The 16,303-nt window shown below is 61.6% G+C and carries 15 protein-coding genes and 1 riboswitch; of the genes, 10 read left to right on the forward strand and 5 right to left on the reverse strand.

Going from position 1 to position 16,303, the window contains the following annotated elements; all coding sequences use genetic code 11:
* Positions 1 to 173: 173 nt before the first annotated feature.
* Positions 174 to 647 carry a MarR family winged helix-turn-helix transcriptional regulator gene (locus AC07VG_RS01270; protein WP_495001004.1) on the forward strand — a complete coding sequence of 158 codons (474 nt, stop codon included), beginning with the start codon at positions 174 to 176 and terminating at the stop codon, positions 645 to 647.
* A 40-nt stretch (positions 648 to 687) separates the two neighbouring features.
* On the opposite strand, the gene AC07VG_RS01275 is transcribed toward AC07VG_RS01270, so the two are convergent.
* Positions 688 to 1,650, reverse strand: a complete 963-nt coding sequence (locus AC07VG_RS01275; RefSeq protein WP_495001005.1) for a LysR family transcriptional regulator — start codon at positions 1,648 to 1,650, stop codon at positions 688 to 690.
* Between the two features lie 179 nt (positions 1,651 to 1,829).
* On the opposite strand from AC07VG_RS01275, the gene AC07VG_RS01280 reads away from it, so the two are divergent.
* The gene (locus AC07VG_RS01280; protein ID WP_495020307.1) at positions 1,830 to 3,362 is read left to right on the forward strand and encodes an MFS transporter; all 1,533 of its coding nucleotides are present in this window, start codon (positions 1,830 to 1,832) and stop codon (positions 3,360 to 3,362) included.
* Positions 3,363 to 3,376: 14 nt separating this feature from the next.
* On the opposite strand, the gene AC07VG_RS01285 is transcribed toward AC07VG_RS01280, so the two are convergent.
* Complete coding sequence (locus AC07VG_RS01285; protein WP_495001007.1) at positions 3,377 to 4,009, reverse strand: TetR/AcrR family transcriptional regulator; 633 nt, start codon at positions 4,007 to 4,009, stop codon at positions 3,377 to 3,379.
* 81 nt (positions 4,010 to 4,090) lie between these two features.
* On the opposite strand from AC07VG_RS01285, the gene AC07VG_RS01290 reads away from it, so the two are divergent.
* The 4 genes from AC07VG_RS01290 to AC07VG_RS01305 all read left to right on the forward strand — a co-directional run bounded on the left by AC07VG_RS01290 (position 4,091) and on the right by AC07VG_RS01305 (position 8,369).
* Complete coding sequence (locus AC07VG_RS01290; RefSeq protein WP_495001008.1) at positions 4,091 to 4,756, forward strand: O-methyltransferase; 666 nt, start codon at positions 4,091 to 4,093, stop codon at positions 4,754 to 4,756.
* Positions 4,757 to 4,892: 136 nt separating this feature from the next.
* Positions 4,893 to 5,960 (forward strand): NAD(P)-dependent alcohol dehydrogenase, encoded by a 1,068-nt coding sequence (locus AC07VG_RS01295; protein WP_495001009.1) that lies wholly within the window; start codon positions 4,893 to 4,895, stop codon positions 5,958 to 5,960.
* Between the two features lie 212 nt (positions 5,961 to 6,172).
* Complete coding sequence (locus AC07VG_RS01300; RefSeq protein WP_495001010.1) at positions 6,173 to 6,622, forward strand: hypothetical protein; 450 nt, start codon at positions 6,173 to 6,175, stop codon at positions 6,620 to 6,622.
* A gap of 496 nt (positions 6,623 to 7,118) precedes the next feature.
* On the forward strand, positions 7,119 to 8,369 hold the full coding sequence (locus tag AC07VG_RS01305) for an OmpP1/FadL family transporter (protein WP_495001011.1): 1,251 nt from the start codon (positions 7,119 to 7,121) through the stop codon (positions 8,367 to 8,369).
* A gap of 81 nt (positions 8,370 to 8,450) precedes the next feature.
* Here the strand turns inward: AC07VG_RS01305 and AC07VG_RS01310 are convergent, their stop codons facing one another.
* On the reverse strand, positions 8,451 to 10,049 hold the full coding sequence (locus tag AC07VG_RS01310; RefSeq protein WP_495020308.1) for a L,D-transpeptidase family protein: 1,599 nt from the start codon (positions 10,047 to 10,049) through the stop codon (positions 8,451 to 8,453).
* A gap of 142 nt (positions 10,050 to 10,191) precedes the next feature.
* Here AC07VG_RS01310 and AC07VG_RS01315 point away from each other — a divergent pair, with 142 nt between their 5' ends.
* Positions 10,192 to 10,905, forward strand: coding sequence for a murein L,D-transpeptidase catalytic domain family protein (locus tag AC07VG_RS01315; protein WP_495001013.1), 714 nt, complete (start codon positions 10,192 to 10,194; stop codon positions 10,903 to 10,905).
* Positions 10,906 to 10,962: 57 nt separating this feature from the next.
* Here AC07VG_RS01315 and AC07VG_RS01320 read toward each other — a convergent pair whose 3' ends face one another.
* Positions 10,963 to 11,664: a type 1 glutamine amidotransferase gene (locus AC07VG_RS01320; RefSeq protein WP_495001014.1), complete on the reverse strand. Its 702-nt coding sequence runs from the start codon at positions 11,662 to 11,664 to the stop codon at positions 10,963 to 10,965.
* Between AC07VG_RS01320 and AC07VG_RS01325 the strand changes: the two genes are divergently transcribed.
* On the forward strand, positions 11,641 to 12,030 hold the full coding sequence (locus tag AC07VG_RS01325) for a hypothetical protein (protein ID WP_495020309.1): 390 nt from the start codon (positions 11,641 to 11,643) through the stop codon (positions 12,028 to 12,030). The two genes, AC07VG_RS01320 and AC07VG_RS01325, sit on opposite strands and share 24 nt — an antisense overlap.
* A gap of 37 nt (positions 12,031 to 12,067) precedes the next feature.
* Here AC07VG_RS01325 and AC07VG_RS01330 read toward each other — a convergent pair whose 3' ends face one another.
* On the reverse strand, positions 12,068 to 13,384 hold the full coding sequence (locus AC07VG_RS01330) for a voltage-gated chloride channel family protein (protein ID WP_495020310.1): 1,317 nt from the start codon (positions 13,382 to 13,384) through the stop codon (positions 12,068 to 12,070).
* A gap of 81 nt (positions 13,385 to 13,465) precedes the next feature.
* A riboswitch (Fluoride riboswitch) is annotated at positions 13,466 to 13,536 on the reverse strand.
* Between the two features lie 197 nt (positions 13,537 to 13,733).
* Between AC07VG_RS01330 and AC07VG_RS01335 the strand changes: the two genes are divergently transcribed.
* Both AC07VG_RS01335 and AC07VG_RS01340 read left to right on the forward strand, forming a co-directional pair.
* Positions 13,734 to 15,110, forward strand: coding sequence for a pyridoxal-phosphate dependent enzyme (locus tag AC07VG_RS01335; protein ID WP_495001017.1), 1,377 nt, complete (start codon positions 13,734 to 13,736; stop codon positions 15,108 to 15,110).
* The gene (locus tag AC07VG_RS01340; RefSeq protein ID WP_495020311.1) at positions 15,107 to 16,285 is read left to right on the forward strand and encodes a cystathionine gamma-synthase; all 1,179 of its coding nucleotides are present in this window, start codon (positions 15,107 to 15,109) and stop codon (positions 16,283 to 16,285) included. Before AC07VG_RS01335 ends, AC07VG_RS01340 begins: the two co-directional genes overlap by 4 nt.
* Positions 16,286 to 16,303 lie beyond the last annotated feature (18 nt).

Genomic DNA, 16,303 nt, shown 5'->3' on the forward strand with positions numbered 1-16,303 from the left:
CTGATATACAGGCTATAAAGAGGCATATGCCACGATATAGATTTTAGAGGCATACGCAAGTATATTTGTCACAGGACATGTCGACTCCGCCCCATGACCTGAAAAACCTTGTTCTCAAGGCTGTCACAGGCATAATTACTGGCTCGACCTTTGCATTAGAGAGTGATCAGCCCTTGAAATGTGCGCCACCCAGTCCCGACAGTTCCCAGGCCAGCAGTTGTGCCAATGGCGCCGTGCGCCGTGCTTCCAGGCGTCTGGGACAAATCTATGACGAAGCGTTCGCACCCTGCGGCCTGAAGGCTACCCAGTACTCCCTGCTGTCGCATATCGCCCGCGCCGATCAGCCGAAAATGCGCGATCTGGCGCAGTCTCTGGTGATGGATCTTTCGGCCCTCGGCCATACCCTCAAACCGCTGGTACGCGACGGGCTGGTGGAGTTGCAGGTGGACGAGCTCGACCGCCGTAGCCGGCGCGTGCTGCTGACCGAAGACGGCCGGCGCAAATACGAAGAAGCCCGGCTGATCTCCCAACGGATGTCGAGTCGTTTCGAGCAGGCGTTCGGTGAGGAAGAAACCGTGCAACTGCGCAAGACCCTGGACTTTATCGCCTCGGATGATTTCGCCCGCTCATTGCTGGGTGGCGATTGACAGCTGAGGTCGGCCCCCCGGTGGGTTATCGTCAACCGCCCTATCGAGCCTGCTGGCTCTTGCTCCTGCGGGAATAAAGACACTCCTGGGCGATGGTCGTGCGCAACTGCGCCGCCTCCTGTTCCAGCCGCTCGCACATGAAATCCACGAACACGCGAATCTTGCGCGACAGCTGGCGGCTCGAAGGCCAGACGATGCTCATGCTGTCCGGCGGGATCAGATAGCCATGCAGCAGGCAGCGCAACGAACCGTCGGCCAGGGCCTCGCGAGCGAGAAAGTCGGGGATGGTACCCAGGCCAAAGCCCTTGACCAGCGCCCCAAGGACCATTTCCATATTGTTGCTGATCATCACCGTGCGGGTCCGTGGCTCCCGCGCGCCCTCCTCGCGCAATAATGGAAAATCCAGCAGCTTGCCATTCTTGAAGTAGCGAAAACGCACCGCCAGGTGGTCATCCAGTTCCGCCGGGGTCTGCGGCGTGCCATGCCGTTCCAGGTACGCCGGCGCGGCGCACAGTACCGGTTGCACGCCAGGCAAGGGTCGGCTCATCAAGCGCGAGTCCGGCAGGTTGCCGCTGCGAATGACGATATCCATTCCTTCCTCGATCACATCCACCAGCTTGTCGCTGAAGTCGAGGTCCAGTTCGATATCCGGATACAACGCCATGAATGCCGTCAGTACCGACTGGAACAACTGATAGCTGGCCGCCGGCATGCTGATCCGCAAGCGCCCACGGGGGATTTCCGTGGACTGCGACAAGGTTGCCTGGGCGTCGTCGAGGTCATCGAGGATGCGCCGGCAACGTTCCTGGAACACCCTGCCCTCGTCGGTCAGGCTGAGGCTGCGGGTCGAACGTTGGAACAAACGGACACCCAACTGCTGCTCAAGCCGGGTCACGCCCTTGCCGACGGCCGAAGCCGACAGGCCAAGCGCCCTGCCCGCCGCCACGAAACTGCCCAGCTCGGCCGTGCGGATAAAGGCCATCAAGCCACTCAGTCGATCCACTTGCCCCTCCTATTCGATCCTTTTATTCCGATATGGGCGGAATATTTACCGCTTTTTACCAGATTACTCGCTCCTTAAAATCCTTGGCTGTTCTGACTGCCCGGGCAACCCACCGAATCGCGGCCGTCATCACGCTCACCCAGGGCGCCTGCACCTGCCCGCGACAAGGATCTGCGAACATGCCCATTCCACGCTTGCTTCAACAGCGGCTGATTCTGCTGGCCGTGTGCATCACGGCCATCACCATGCCTTTCAACTTCACCGCGGCAGCCGTTGCCCTGCCTGCCATTGGCCGGACCTTCGGTGGCTCGCCAATGGAACTGAACTGGGTCACCAACGCCTTCATGCTGACCTTCGGCAGTTGCCTGATGCTGGCCGGGGCATTGGCCGACAACTATGGCCGCAAAAAAATCTTCCTCGGCGGCGTCAGCGCCTTTGCCCTGCTCGCCGCGGTATTGCCCTTCGCCCCCGGCCTGGCGCTGTTCGACGTCCTGCGCGCGGCCCAGGGGTTGGCCGCCGCGGCCGCCTTCTCCGGCGGCATGGCCGCCCTGGCGCAAGTCTTCGACGGACCGGGGCGCATCCGTGCGTTCAGTTTTGTCGGCACCAGCTTCGGTATCGGCCTGGCCTTCGGCCCCGTGGCGGCCGGCGCGATAATCGAGGCGTTTGGCTGGCCGCTGATCTTCCTGCTGATCACCGTGCTGGCGACCATCTCGCTGCTGCTGGCCGCGCGTTACATGCACGAGTCACGCAACCCCGAGGCGGCCGGCATCGATTGGCCCGGCGCGATCACCTTCACCTGGGCGCTGGGGATTTTCACCTTTGCCATCCTCAAAGCGCCGGAAAGCGGTTGGGCCGATCCGCAGGTGCTCGGTCTGTTCGCCATCGCGCTGCTGTCCTTCGTGGCCTTCGTCGTGATCGAGCAGCGGGTCGCCCAGCCCATGCTCGACCTGACGCTGTTCCGCTTCCCGCGCTTCGTCGGCGTGCAACTGCTGGCGGCCGCACCGGCCTATTCCTTCGTGGTACTGCTGATACTGCTGCCGATCCGTTTTGTCGGCATCGAAGGCATGAGCGAGATCGCGGCCGGCTGGTTGCTGATCGCGTTATCGGCGCCGTTGTTGGTACTGCCGGTCGTCGCCGGTTACCTGACCCGCTGGCTATCGCCCTCGACCTTGTGCGGCAGTGGCCTGCTGGTATGTGCCACCGGGCTGTTCTGGTTGAGTCACGTGCCGGTGGGCAGTTCAGCCATGCAACTGGCCTGGCCGATGTTCGTGATCGGTGTCGGCATCAGCCTGCCCTGGGGCTTGATGGACGGCATGGCAGTCAGCGTGGTGCCCAAGGAGCGCGCCGGCATGGCCACCGGTATTTTCAGCACCACCCGGGTGGCCGGTGAAGGTGTGGCCATTGCCGTCGTCACTGCACTGCTGTCAGCGCTCACCGCCAGTCATCTCGGTGGCGCGGCGACGCCGGACATCGTCGGTGCCGCGCAGCATCTGGTCAGCGGCGACCTGGCCGGTGCCACACAACTGCTGCCCACCGCAGGACAAGCCGCACTAGCCGAGGGCTACAGTGCCGCGTTCAGCAGCTTGCTGCGGGTACTGACCGTTATCACCGTGCTGACGGCGGCCGTGGTGTTTCTGTTTCTCGATCGTGGTTCGATCGAGGACGATACCGATACTGAACGGGATGAACGAGTCCTGGATCAAGCGGCCTGAGCACACGAAGGTTCTCAACCGTGTCCGAGACCTCGCAGGTAAGCGCAAAACATATCGGCCATGGCATCCGCGTAGGTTTCGATCTGCGCGGGGGTTCGCGGGCTTTCCGAAAACTGCTTGCCCACCGAACTGAGTGTCGCCTTGATCAGATCGCCGGCCACGGCACGGATCGCGTCGCTAGCATCGGGTAGTACCTCGCGCATAAATACCTCGACGATGTGCGCTCCCGCAGCCCTTACCTCCCGAGCCTCGGGCGCGTCGCGATAAAACGGCGCGGCGTCATCCAGCGCCACGCGGACCTCGGCCTCATCGCATTCGGAGCGGATAAACGCGTGAACCAGCAGACGCAGCCGTTCCAGGGGCGGGTGGCGCGGGTCTTCAAGAATGCCGCGTAGCATTTCGGTGGTCTCGCGCCACTCATCACTCTGCAGGCGAAAAAGGATCGCCGCCTTGTTCGGGAAATACTGATACACCGATCCGACGCTGACCCCGGCCCGCTCGGCGACCCGTGTGGTGGTAAAGCGGCGCATGCCCTCCTTCGCCAAAACCTGAATAGCCGCTTGCAGAATCGAATCGACCAGGTCATTGGAGCGAACCTGCTTGGGCTGTTTGCGTGAGGCAATCCGCGGACTTGGGCGATCGGTCATGGGCTGGGCTCACAATGCGAATAGAAAATATGAAGGTTTGTTCGCATTATAAACCCTCACTGAACTCACCGGGAAAACCCCATGACCACCCTGACCCAAGCCCCCCTCGCGCCCCTGCTCGACCGCCTGTTCGCCGAGGCCGATGCAACGTGGCCAACCCTCGCCGCCGCCGCTGGCAATATTTCGGAAGCCGAGCGCGTGCGTCTGATGCGCAGCAAGACCGACTACCTCGAGTTCTATACGCGCTTGAAGGACTTCCCGCTGGCGGTCTCACGGGAAACCGGGACACTGCTGTATATGCTGGCGCGCAGTAGCGCGGCACGGACGATCGTCGAGTTCGGCACCTCGTTCGGCCTCTCGACCCTGCACCTGGCCGCCGCCCTGCGGGACAATGGTGGCGGCCGCTTGATCGGCAGCGAGTTCGAGCCCTCCAAGGTACTGCGAGCGCGGGAAAACCTGGTGGCCGGCGGACTGGTCGACCTGGTGGAGATTCGCCAGGGCGATGCCCTGCAGACCCTCGCTGTCAACCTCCCGGAACGCATCGACCTGGTCCTTCTCGACGGCGCCAAGGCGCTCTACCCCGATATCCTGAACCTGCTGCAGAGTCGCCTGCGCCCGGGTGCGCTGATCATCGCCGACAATGCCGACCATAGCCCCGAGTACCTGGCCCGCGTGCGCAATCCTGCCGAAGGTTTCCTGTCCACGCCGTTCGCCGAGGACGTCGAGCTGTCCATCTGGCTGGGCTGACACCCATCGGGGGGGCTTCCTGGTGCGGATAGCCTGGCCAGCCCCTCTGGTCTCAGGATCGTCATCCGCTTGAACGATTCAATGGCTATGCTGGTCAAGTTCTTTCCTGCCCCATGAAACCCAAGGTGACGACGCCATGACCAAGACTTATAGCTATGCGGCCCACAACCCCAAGGATTCACTCAAGCCTTTCACCTTTGAACGTCGCGCTCCCGGTGCCGACGATGTGCAGATCGAGATCCTCTACTGCGGTGTCTGCCACTCCGACCTGCACACCGCGCGCAATGAATGGCATAACACCCTGTACCCGTCAGTGCCGGGGCACGAAATCGTTGGCCGGGTCACCGCGGTCGGTGCCCATGTCAGCAAATTCAAGGTCGGCGACCTGGCCGGCGTCGGCTGCATGGTCGACAGCTGCCAACACTGTGCGTCCTGCGCCGAAGGCGAAGAGCAATACTGCGAAAACGGCTTCACCGGCACCTACAACGGCCCGGTGTTCGGCGGTGAAAACACCTTTGGCGGGTATTCGGACAATATCGTCGTCAAGGAGAAATTCGTCCTGCGCATCTCCCATGGCGATGCCAACTTGGCGGCCGTCGCACCGTTGCTGTGTGCCGGTATCACCACCTATTCGCCGCTGCAACATTGGAAAGTCGGCCCGGGCAAAAAGGTCGGCGTGGTCGGTCTCGGTGGCCTGGGGCACATGGCGGTGAAAATCGCCCATGCCATGGGCGCACATGTGGTGCTGTTCACCACCTCGCCGAACAAGCGCGAAGATGGCCTGCGCCTGGGCGCCAATGAAGTCGTGGTGTCCAGGAACGCGGATGAAATGGCCGCGTTCAGCAACACCCTGGACTTCATCCTCAACACCGTGGCCGCGCCCCACGACCTGGACGCCTTCCTCGCGCTACTCAAGCGCGACGGCACCATGACGCTGGTCGGTGCCCCTGACAGTCCGCACCCTTCGCCGTCGGTGTTCAACCTGATCTTCAAGCGCCGCAGCCTGGCCGGTTCCTTGATCGGCGGCATCCAGGAAACCCAGGACATGCTGGACTTCTGCGCCAGGCACGGGCTGGTCTCGGATATCGAGATAATCGATATTCAAGACATCAACGAAGCCTATGGCCGCATGCTCAAGGGCGACGTCAAATACCGCTTCGTGATCGACATGAGCAGCCTGAAAAAAGAAGCCAACGCCGCCTGATCGAACCCTGCCATCCGAACCCGTGGGATCGCGCCGGGCGCGCTGTCGTCACGGGCTTCGGAAGCCGACTATCCAGGCCTGAACCTGGTGAGGTACTGTAGGACGAATACACCTGAGCCATGGGCGGCTGCAAGCGCGAAAGCGAATGCCGATGGCTAAGCAATACAAGGCGGAACCGCAAGGTAAAAGCCTACATTCAAAATGAGATCAGAATGCTCAAGAACGCTATTTTTTGCCTGTCCCTCCTGGCCACGGCAAGTTCCGCCTACGCCAACGAAGCCATTGCCTACAAAGACGAATTTGAAAACCAATACGTTCAATGTATTGAAAAAAAACTGGCGGCGGACTGCTGGAACAAGGTCTTTGCCGGGCACTTTGACCAGTGGCAAACCAACGAAAAAGATCTGATTTCCAAAAGCCAAGGCGCCCTGTCCAGCTGGATCGGGCAACATGACATCTACAAAATACACTTGGGTCCCAAAGAAACAAAAGGTGAAATCTTTGAAAACCGGGCTTACCTGATCGAACGTGATGACGGGCGACTGGTTGGCATCCATATAGGTTTCAGGCAAGTCAAAGGCCAGTGGTATGTCTCCGAACTTATGGGCAGCCCCGACGAGGCCTTTATCAGATCCATCATCAATATGCCCAAGTTGAAGTAAGGCGAGAACAACAGGACCGCGCTGCCGCTGCCCGGAAGCCCCACGGCGTGCAGCATGGGCAATCCGCATTGCACCTTCTTTGTTCTGGATCGGTTGAAGCGATTTTACACGGCCCCCTTGCGAGCCATTTTCTGCAGGTCTAGACAGTGCGTCCGATCATCTACGCGCCGAACCGGCACTTGAGCGCCGGCTTGCGTGTTTTTGTCGATTGGAGGGCGCCGCTATTCTGGGCGCTTCCAGAAGAGCAACGGGGCAAATCAGGCGATAGCAGCTCCAACCACAAAGACAACTAAAAGGCTTCACTCGCGCCTGGCAAAGTTCAGACTCATCAGTCACTTCGATCGCCAGATATCACCAACACCCATTATCTAAAAAAACTGCCAATTCTCGTCGGATTGCCCTACAAACCGCTCTATCTCAAGCGATACAGCCTATAGATACGAAACTGAAACATTGGTAGTTTGCGCGGCACGTGATTATCCACAGAGTTCTAATAATGAAAAAAGTCATACTCAAAACCACGCTCAGCCTTGCCGTTACCCTGGCCTCCACCCAACTGTTCGCCAGTGGTCTTGCCATCAACGAACAAAGTATCAGCGGGATGGGCACCGGTTACGCGGGGCGCTCATCTTCCGCCGAAGATGCCAGCACCCTCTACGGCAACCCTGCCGGTATGTCCCTGCTCAAGCGCGACCAAGTGACCGCCGGCGCCGCGGTGCTTGATGCCAAGACCGATATCAAGAACGTCAACGGCGGTCGTCGAGGCGGCACCAACGACGGCGATATGGTCCCGTTCACTTCCGTACCCAATGCCTTCTTGGTCAAACAGCTGGGTAACGGCTGGGCAGTGGGTCTGGGCGCCTACGCGCCTTTCGGCCTGATCACCGATTATGAAAGCGGCTTTGCCGGCAGCAATTACGGCCGCAAGAGCGAAGTCAAGGTTGTGACCCTGCAACCGACTGTCAGCTACGCCATCAACGACGTGGTGTCCATTGGCTTCGGTCCGACCTTCAACCGCATCAGCGGCGAGCTGAGCTCCACGCTGCCTATCGGTAACGGCTTTGTCGACGTCAAGGGCGACGACACGGCGGTGGGCTACAACATTGGTGTGATTGTCCAACCAACCGACACCACCCGCCTGGGTCTGACCTACCACTCCAAGGTCAGCTACTCGCTGGATGGCCACACCAGCGTCACTGGCCTCTCCGGCCTGGGCATTGCCGACGCCCGCTACAAGACCTCCCTGGATATCACCACACCAGAGAACGTGGACTTCTCGATCACCCAGAAACTGGATGATCAGTGGACGGTCTATGGCGGTGCCACCTGGACCCGCTGGAGTCGCCTGCAAAACATCACCATCAACAACCAGGGTGTGACCGGCCCGCTCGCCAGCCAGCTCACCAGCAGCACCGAACCCGAGAACTGGCATGACACCTGGGCTTCGGCCATCGGCGTGTCCTACCGGGTCAACAAGGAATGGATCCTGCGCAGCGGTTTGTCGGTCGACCAGGCACCGACGAACAACACGGATCGTTCCGTGCGCATCCCGACGGGTGATCGCCGCGTCATCAGCGTCGGTGCCGGCTACAGCCCAACCGACGACCTGACCATCGACCTCGCCGTTTCCTACCTCAAGGAAGAAGATGTCAACGTCAACCTGAACAACCCGCAAAAAGGCTCCTACAGCGCCCAGTACGAAAACAGCGCGTGGGGCTACGGCCTGGGCGTTACCTACAAGTTCTGATTCACGGCGAACTTGAAGCGCTCGTCAACGGGCCCAAAAAACCCGCATCGCCCGATGCGGGTTAATGAGATCCCCCCAACCTCAATCAGCGCGAACAGTACTCAACGTACTCTCCGTGCCGCCCAAGGCCTTCAGCAGCACCGGATCATGCCCATAGATATCCGGTGCATACAGCAAGGCTCCAGTGCTATCGACCTGGACCGTCCAGTAACCGAGCAGGATCGGCACCGACGCCGCAAGCCGGTATTCGTGGGTGGTACCGCTGGCCAGCAATTCGTCGGTCCGCGTACGTTCCGCCGGGGTCAGTAACAGGTCCCGCAGGTGCAGCGGTTGCTCGACCCGCACACAGCCCGAGCTGAAGGCCCGGGGGCCCTTGGCAAACAGCGGCTGGCTGGGGGTGTCGTGCAGGTACACCGAAAAAGGATTGGGGAAACGCAGGACGATCTTGCCCAGCGGATTCCTCGGACCGGCATCCTGGCGCAGCATGATATTGCCAGGCCGCTCCCAGTCGATGGCGTCCGCCGCCAGCGGATGGCCTTCACTGTCCAGTATCTGCAGGTTCTGTTGGCTCAGGTACGTCGGATTCTGGCGGATCGCCGGCAGCTTGTCCTCGCGCATGATGGTCGGCGGCACGGTCCAGGTCGGGTTCAAGGTCAGCCGGGTGACCCTCGATTTCAACAACGGCGTCTGTCGATCGGCACGTCCCACTTGCAGGCGCGTCTGCCACACCGACGCGCCATCGTGGTAGACGCTCAACTGGGCCGCTGCGACATTGACCAGCACCCCCTCGGGCGCCAGGTCCGGCGCCAACCAGCGAAAGCGTTCGAGGTTGATGCGCAACTGCTCGCGCCGTAGCGCCGGGCTGATATTCAGTTCGGTCAGGGTGCCCGGACCGATCACCCCATCGGCCTGCAGCGAATGGCTGAGCTGGAAGTGCTCGACCGCGTGCGTCAGTTCCTCGCCATAGGTCTTTTCCAACCCGGCGGGCAGGCTCTCCAGATAGCCTTCGGCGAGCAGTCGCTGGGCCAATGCCGGCACCCGCGCGTCCTCCATGCCAGGACGCAGCAAGGGCCCGCCGCCGATCGCCTGCCAATCTGCCAACGGCTGCTGGCGCTGCGCCGCGTAAGCGCGACGCAGGCTTCGGTACAACTCGACATTCGGCCGCGCCTGATCGAACGCCAGGGCCATATCCTGCAACCCCGTCGCCGCCAGTGTCAGTAGCTCGGTGTCCACGTCCCGCGTCGGCGGCTGTGCCTGCCAGAGCGGTTCGAAGCGCGCCTGCTGCAAGCGACCGTAATGCAGGTCCTGTAAGGCTTGCAGATACTGCCGGCTGATCTCGATATCGGTACACAGCGCGTTGCCGCCAGTTGTGTCCTGAGGCAACGGGTAACGCGCCGGATCCAGGCCATCATCGGCCAACAACGACAGTTGGGCCTGCAAGGCCGCCAGCCGACCACTGGCGGACCACACGGGCGCCTCATTCTGCTGCTGGTAAAACACCCGCAAGCGCTGTTGTGTCGGCGCGTCCAGCCGTACCGCCAGGCCTGGGCAGGCGGTCGACAACTGCGCCATCACCGACGGCAAGGGGGTGGGCGGATCGCTGAGCGGATCCTCGGCCATCGCGACCAGTGGTGCCACGAACAGGCACATGCTCAAGTAACATGCGTGTTTTTTGAACAACGGCTTGACTCCAATCCATGATCGTCGCATTGATGGTCTACAGCTGTGGCAGAGGCGAAAAACCTTCAGGCAGCCTGTGACCACGCCACCCAAAGACCGACGGGATGCGCGAGCCTGTACTGACGGCCGAGGCACTCTCTACATGCTGACTTCTTGCTATCGACTCTGCCTGATCATTCTGACCCTGGCCGCGCCATGCAGTTCTACCCTGGCCGCCAGCGGCCCTGAACAGACGCTGTATCGCAGACTCGCCCACGCGGCGCCGGAACTCAACCCCCGGGTTCTGAAAAATGCCCTGAGCGCCATGCAATGCGCGATCAATAGTGGACTCGAACAAGCCGAGCGCCTGGCGGTGATCGACTACTCGCAACCCTCGACCACGCGACGCCTGTGGATCTTCGACCTGCGCAAGCAGACCCTGCTGCTACGCGACCTGGTCGCCCACGGGCAGAACTCCGGGGAAAACTTCGCCACCCAGTTCTCCAATCAGATCGGCAGTTATCAATCCAGCCTGGGGCTGTTCCGCACCCAGGAAAGTTACGAAGGCACCCATGGCTATTCACTGCGCATGGACGGCCTGGAACCGGGTTTCAATGATCGCGCCCGCGACCGGGACATCGTGATTCATGCGGCCGACTACGTGAGCCCGCTGTGGAGCAAGCGCGAAGGCCGTCTCGGCCGCAGCCAGGGCTGCCCCGCCGTACGCCCGCAAGTCGCGCGGCAGGTGGTCGACAAACTCAAGGATGGCCAGTTCATGTTTGTCTGGTACCCCGACCGGAACTGGCTGAAGTCCTCGACCTACCTCAACTGCAAACCCCAGCAGATGGCCAGTGCCACGTCCGCCAATGGCGGTTGACCGCGCCCCGGTGCAGATTGGCTGATCGGGCCTGTTATAACCTCAGCGTAATGGGCATTACGCCATCAGTTTGTCCAGAAACCCAAACAACTTCTGGTTCATTTGCGCATAGTCATTCGCGCGAAGGGCGGCCGGTTGCTGGACGAAACGGCACTCGATCGACGTCGCCAACTCACTCTCGGATGCGCCAATAAGCCGCTCCACGACGTCGAGGGTGAATTCCATATGGCATTGAAAGCCATACACCCGCGGGCTGTATTCGACAATCTGCCGAGGACACCCTTCGCTATAGGCCAGGATCTTGGCGTTCTCGGTGAGGCCAGGCATGTCGTTGTGCCAATGTCCGACTTCCAGGACATCGCCGAAATGAGCGATCTTGTTGTTGTCCTTTCCCGCCGCGGTGAGGCTGATCGGGTACTTGCCGATCTCTTTCTCGGGGCTGTGAGCGAACCTGGCCCCCAGGGCTTCACCGAGCAGTTGGGCACCGAGGCAGACGCCCACCACGGCCTTTTGCGCCGCAACGGCTCTGGCGATCAACGCACATTCGGCGACGGCGTCGAAGTGCGGACACTCTGCCAGGGTGGTGGCCGGTGACTGCGGGCCACCCAGTACCACCAGCAGATCGATGGTGTCTACGTCCGGAAAAGCATGGCGCTCATAAACACGCGAGTAGCTGGCCTCGTAGCCGCGCTCTTCAACCCAGGTTTCGTAAGCGCCCGGCGACTCGAAGGCTTCGTGAACGACGAAATGAACTTTCATTGGAACTCCTCTGGTGATAATCCCTGTCAGCTACAGCAGCCTACCAATACGCCGGGTAAAAGAGCAGCGATAGCCAACGCTGTCGCGCAACAAGTCGTCCCGCAATGGGACCCGCTGTATGCCGCCGTTGATAGCGCCCGTCTACCCGCCAATTCGCCGCAAATCATGGTCAGGTCGGCCATGCTGCGCTACTTCGACGACATGCGAAAAATGTCTCGCCTGACCGTAGTCATGGTCGAGCGCGGCCCCACGCCGGATCCTGCACTGCTGGCCCAGGTCAAGACACTCAAGAGCGACTCGATGGAACAGATCGCCGTGCTGCAGCGACTGGCGGCGGCGGTCAAGCAGCAGGGGCGCCCTTCATAAAGGGCGCTAGTGCGCTGCGAATGCTCGGAATGAGGCTTTAGCCCTTGGGTTTCACTTTTGCCTTGGTCGACAGTTTTTCCGCCCGGTACTGCTTCACCTCGGCCAGCCTCAGCTCTTCGGGCAAATGAGCATGATGTTTGCTCTGGCCGACCCGTTGGGCGTTATAGATACCGGCGTGACCGGACACCAGGTAGCTGGCGATACAAGCAATGGCGGCAAACGGCGCGATTTGCGGGCCAAACAACTCCATGGCCATGATGGTGGTTGCCAATGGGGTGTTGGCCGCACCGGCAAAGACGGCGACAAAACCGATACCCGCCAACATGGCGAAGGGCAAGTGCAGCAATGGCGCGAGGGCATTGCCCAAGGTCGCGCCAATGTAGAACAACGGGGTGACCTCGCCGCCCTTGAAACCCGTGCCCAACGACAGCACGGTGAAGAGCAGTTTGCCGAGCCAGTCCCAAGGCGCCATGGGCATCTGAAACGACTGCTCGATGCTGGGGATGCCAAGCCCGATGTACTGATGCGCACCCAGCGCCCAGACGGCGATGGCGATCAGCGTGCCGCCAAGCAGGGGACGCAAGGGCGGGTAGGTGATCAGCTTTTTGACCCAGGCGCCCAGTCGATGAGTCGCGGTGGCAAACAGTAGGCCGGCCAGGCCGAACACGATGCCGGCCGCGACGACAGCCATCATGCTCCAGAATTGCACGGGCAGCACCTCGCCAATGGCGTAATGGACATGCGCCACGCCCCAGGCCAGGCCCACCTGATCGGCGACGATCGCCGCGACCATGCAGGGGAACAGTGCGTCATAACGCATGCGCCCGATGGCCAGCACCTCCAGGCCGAAAATCGCCCCTGCCAATGGCGTGCCGAACACCGAGGCAAAACCTGCGCTGATACCGGCCATCAGCATGATGCGTCGATCTTCCCGGCGCAGACGCAGCAGGCGCGTCAATTGGTCGGCCAGTGCACCGCCCATTTGCACGGCGGTACCTTCACGCCCCACGGAAGCACCGAACATATGGGAGACCAAGGTGCCGCCGAGCACCAGGGGCACCATTCGCAACGGCACGGTGTTCTTCGGATCGTGAATCTCATCGATGATCAGGTTGTTGCCCGCATCGACCGGTTTTCCCAACCAATGATAAATCAGCCCAACGGCAAAACCCGCAATCGGCAGCAGCCAGATAGCCCAGCCATGGGCTTCACGCCACTGAGTCACATGGTCCAGGGAAAACAGGAAAAAAGCCGAGGCCGTACCTGCCGGTACGGCGACCATACTGGCTAACAACAACCACTTGGCGATGTAGGGCAGCAGCTGGAGTTGTTCGAGTTGAGAAAGTCTGGGCATGGGGGGTCAGCCGTAGCATGTCAATGGGGACTGACCAAAGAGGCATTCTGGGCGCAAGCACCTACAGACCTGTTTGATCAGGTTTCTGCAGGCATCATCAGCTGCAAGAGAAGCAGCGGTTAATACGGAGGAATGCCATCTCCGGCCGGCGATCATAGCCAGCGCCGAAAAAATTGTAAATTGTTGTTGCATGACGGCCCCATCCCTGGCGCCCCCGTCATCAATTGCCCGTCTGCGGTTGCGGCTGATGCAATCCCGGCCTATGTTCCAAACGATACCTTTATCTGCAACCCGCTCCCCTAGCCCGCTGTCCATCCAATACGAACTGCCCCCGTAACGAGGTGACGACATGCCGAACAACTCCCGCCCCGCCGTACTCGAACTGATCGGCAATACACCGCTGGTGCGCGTCAGCCGCTTCGATACCGGCCCGTGCACCTTGTTCCTCAAGCTCGAATCGCAGAACCCAGGCGGCTCGATCAAGGACCGCATCGGCCTGGCGATGATCGACGCGGCCGAGCGCGACGGGCGCCTGCGCCCCGGCGCGACCATCGTCGAGGCCACCGCCGGCAACACCGGCCTGGGCCTGGCGTTGGTGGGTCGGGCCAAGGGTTACCGGGTGGTGCTGGTGGTCCCCGACAAGATGTCCACCGAAAAGGTCCTGCACCTCAAGGCCATGGGCGCCGAGGTGCACATCACCCGCTCCGATGTCGGCAAGGGCCATCCCGAGTATTACCAGGACGTCGCCGCGCGGCTGGCCAAGGAAATTCCCGATGCGTTCTTCGCCGATCAATTCAACAACCCGGCCAACCCGTTGGCCCACGAAACCAGTACCGCGCCAGAAATCTGGGCACAAACCCAACACGATGTCGACGCCATCGTCGTCGGCGTCGGTTCGGCCGGCACCTTGACCGGGCTGACCCGCTTCTTCCAGCGCGTGCAACCGAACCTGGCCATGGTCCTGGCCGACCCCGTCGGCTCAGTGGTCGCCGAGTACAGCCGCAGCGGCACCCTCGGCAGCGCCGGTTCCTGGGCCGTGGAAGGTATCGGCGAAGACTTCATCCCGTCGATTGCCGACCTGTCCAGCGTGCGCCACGCTTACTCGATCAGCGACGAAGAAAGCTTCGACCATGCCCGTCAACTGCTGCGTGCCGAAGGTATTCTCGGCGGTTCCTCGACCGGCACCCTGCTGGCCGCGGCGCTGCGTTATTGCCGCGAGCAGACCGAGCCCAAGCGCGTCGTCACCTTTGTCTGCGACACCGGCACCCGTTACCTGTCCAAGGTCTACAACGACCAGTGGATGAACGATCAGGGGCTACTGAAGTACAAGCACTACGGCGATCTGCGTGACCTGATCGCGCGGCGTTTCGAGGATGGCCGGGTGATCAGCGTCGGGCCGGACGACACCCTGCTCACCGCTTTCCAGCGCATGCGCCTGGCGGACGTGTCGCAACTGCCGGTGCTGGTGGCCGGCCAGCAACTGGTGGGTGTGATCGACGAATCGGATATCCTGCTGGGCATGCACGACGACGCGGCGCACTTTCGCCTAAGCGTGGCCAGCGTCATGACCGACAAACTGCAGACTCTGGCCCCCACTGCCAGCCTGGCTGAACTGCAGGCCGAGCTGGATCGCGGCTTGGTCGCAATCATCGCCGACGCCTCGGGCTTTCACGGCCTGATCACTCGCGTCGACCTGCTCAATCACTTACGGAGATCCCTGGCATGAGTCAACACGACAAGTCCGCCGCACCCCGCGCCTTCTCCACCCGCGTCATTCATGCCGGGCAGGCGCCGGACCCGACCACCGGGGCGCTGATGCCACCGATCTACGCCAACTCCACCTATCTGCAAGAGAGCCCCGGGGTGCACAAGGGCTTCGACTACGGCCGTTCGCACAACCCGACGCGCTTTGCCCTGGAACGCTGCGTGGCGGACCTCGAGGGCGGCACCCAGGCTTTCGCCTTTGCTTCCGGGCTGGCGGCGATTTCCACCGTGCTCGAACTGCTCGACGCGGGTGCTCATGTGGTCTCCGGCAATGACCTGTACGGCGGCACCTTCCGCCTGTTCGACAAAGTGCGCCAACGCAGCGCCGGGCATCGCTTCAGCTACGTCGACCTGACCGATCTCGGCGCCTTCGAAGCAGCGTTGCAGGACACGACGCGGATGGTCTGGGTCGAGACACCGAGCAATCCCCTGCTGAGCCTCACCGACCTTGCCGCCGTCGCCCGCATTTGTCGCGACCGCGGCATCATCTGTGTCGCCGACAACACCTTTGCCAGCCCGTGGATCCAGCGCCCGTTGGAGCTGGGATTCGACATCGTGGTGCACTCGACGACCAAATACCTCAACGGCCACTCCGATGTGATCGGTGGCATCGCGGTGGTCGGGCAAAACGCCGAACTCGCCGGGCGCCTGGGCTTTTTGCAGAACTCGGTAGGTGCGATTGCCGGGCCATTCGATGCGTTCCTCACCCTGCGCGGCGTGAAAACCCTGGCGCTGCGCATGGAGCGCCATTGCAGCAATGCCCTGGACCTGGCGACCTGGCTCGAACGTCAGCCACAGGTCGCGCGCGTCTACTACCCGGGCCTGCCGTCACACCCGCAGCATGAACTGGCGTGTCGGCAGATGCGCGGCTTCGGCGGGATGATTTCGGTTGACCTGAAAAGCGACCTGGCCGGTGCCAAGCGTTTCCTGGAAAGCGTAGAAATCTTCGCCCTGGCCGAGAGCCTGGGCGGCGTCGAAAGCCTGATCGAACACCCGGCGATCATGACCCACGCCAGTATCCCGGCGCAAACCCGCGCGCAACTCGGCATCGGCGATGGGCTGGTGCGCTTGTCGGTGGGGGTCGAGGATGTCGAAGATCTGCGGGCGGACCTGGCGCAGGCGTTGGCACGGATCTGAAGCCCAAGGCGACGGCTA

It is taken from the genome of Pseudomonas sp. GW821-FHT03C07, from assembly GCF_059420925.1.

Coding starts and splice junctions, on each gene's coding strand:
- AC07VG_RS01295 (WP_495001009.1), top strand. CDS start 4,893: ATGACCAAGACTTATAGCTATGCGGCCCACAACCCCAAGGATTCACTC.
- AC07VG_RS01300 (WP_495001010.1), top strand. CDS start 6,173: ATGCTCAAGAACGCTATTTTTTGCCTGTCCCTCCTGGCCACGGCAAGT.
- AC07VG_RS01280 (WP_495020307.1), top strand. CDS start 1,830: ATGCCCATTCCACGCTTGCTTCAACAGCGGCTGATTCTGCTGGCCGTG.
- AC07VG_RS01305 (WP_495001011.1), top strand. CDS start 7,119: ATGAAAAAAGTCATACTCAAAACCACGCTCAGCCTTGCCGTTACCCTG.
- AC07VG_RS01335 (WP_495001017.1), top strand. CDS start 13,734: ATGCCGAACAACTCCCGCCCCGCCGTACTCGAACTGATCGGCAATACA.
- AC07VG_RS01315 (WP_495001013.1), top strand. CDS start 10,192: ATGCTGACTTCTTGCTATCGACTCTGCCTGATCATTCTGACCCTGGCC.
- AC07VG_RS01340 (WP_495020311.1), top strand. CDS start 15,107: ATGAGTCAACACGACAAGTCCGCCGCACCCCGCGCCTTCTCCACCCGC.
- AC07VG_RS01290 (WP_495001008.1), top strand. CDS start 4,091: ATGACCACCCTGACCCAAGCCCCCCTCGCGCCCCTGCTCGACCGCCTG.
- AC07VG_RS01285 (WP_495001007.1), bottom strand. CDS start 4,009: ATGACCGATCGCCCAAGTCCGCGGATTGCCTCACGCAAACAGCCCAAG.
- AC07VG_RS01320 (WP_495001014.1), bottom strand. CDS start 11,664: ATGAAAGTTCATTTCGTCGTTCACGAAGCCTTCGAGTCGCCGGGCGCT.
- AC07VG_RS01330 (WP_495020310.1), bottom strand. CDS start 13,384: ATGCCCAGACTTTCTCAACTCGAACAACTCCAGCTGCTGCCCTACATC.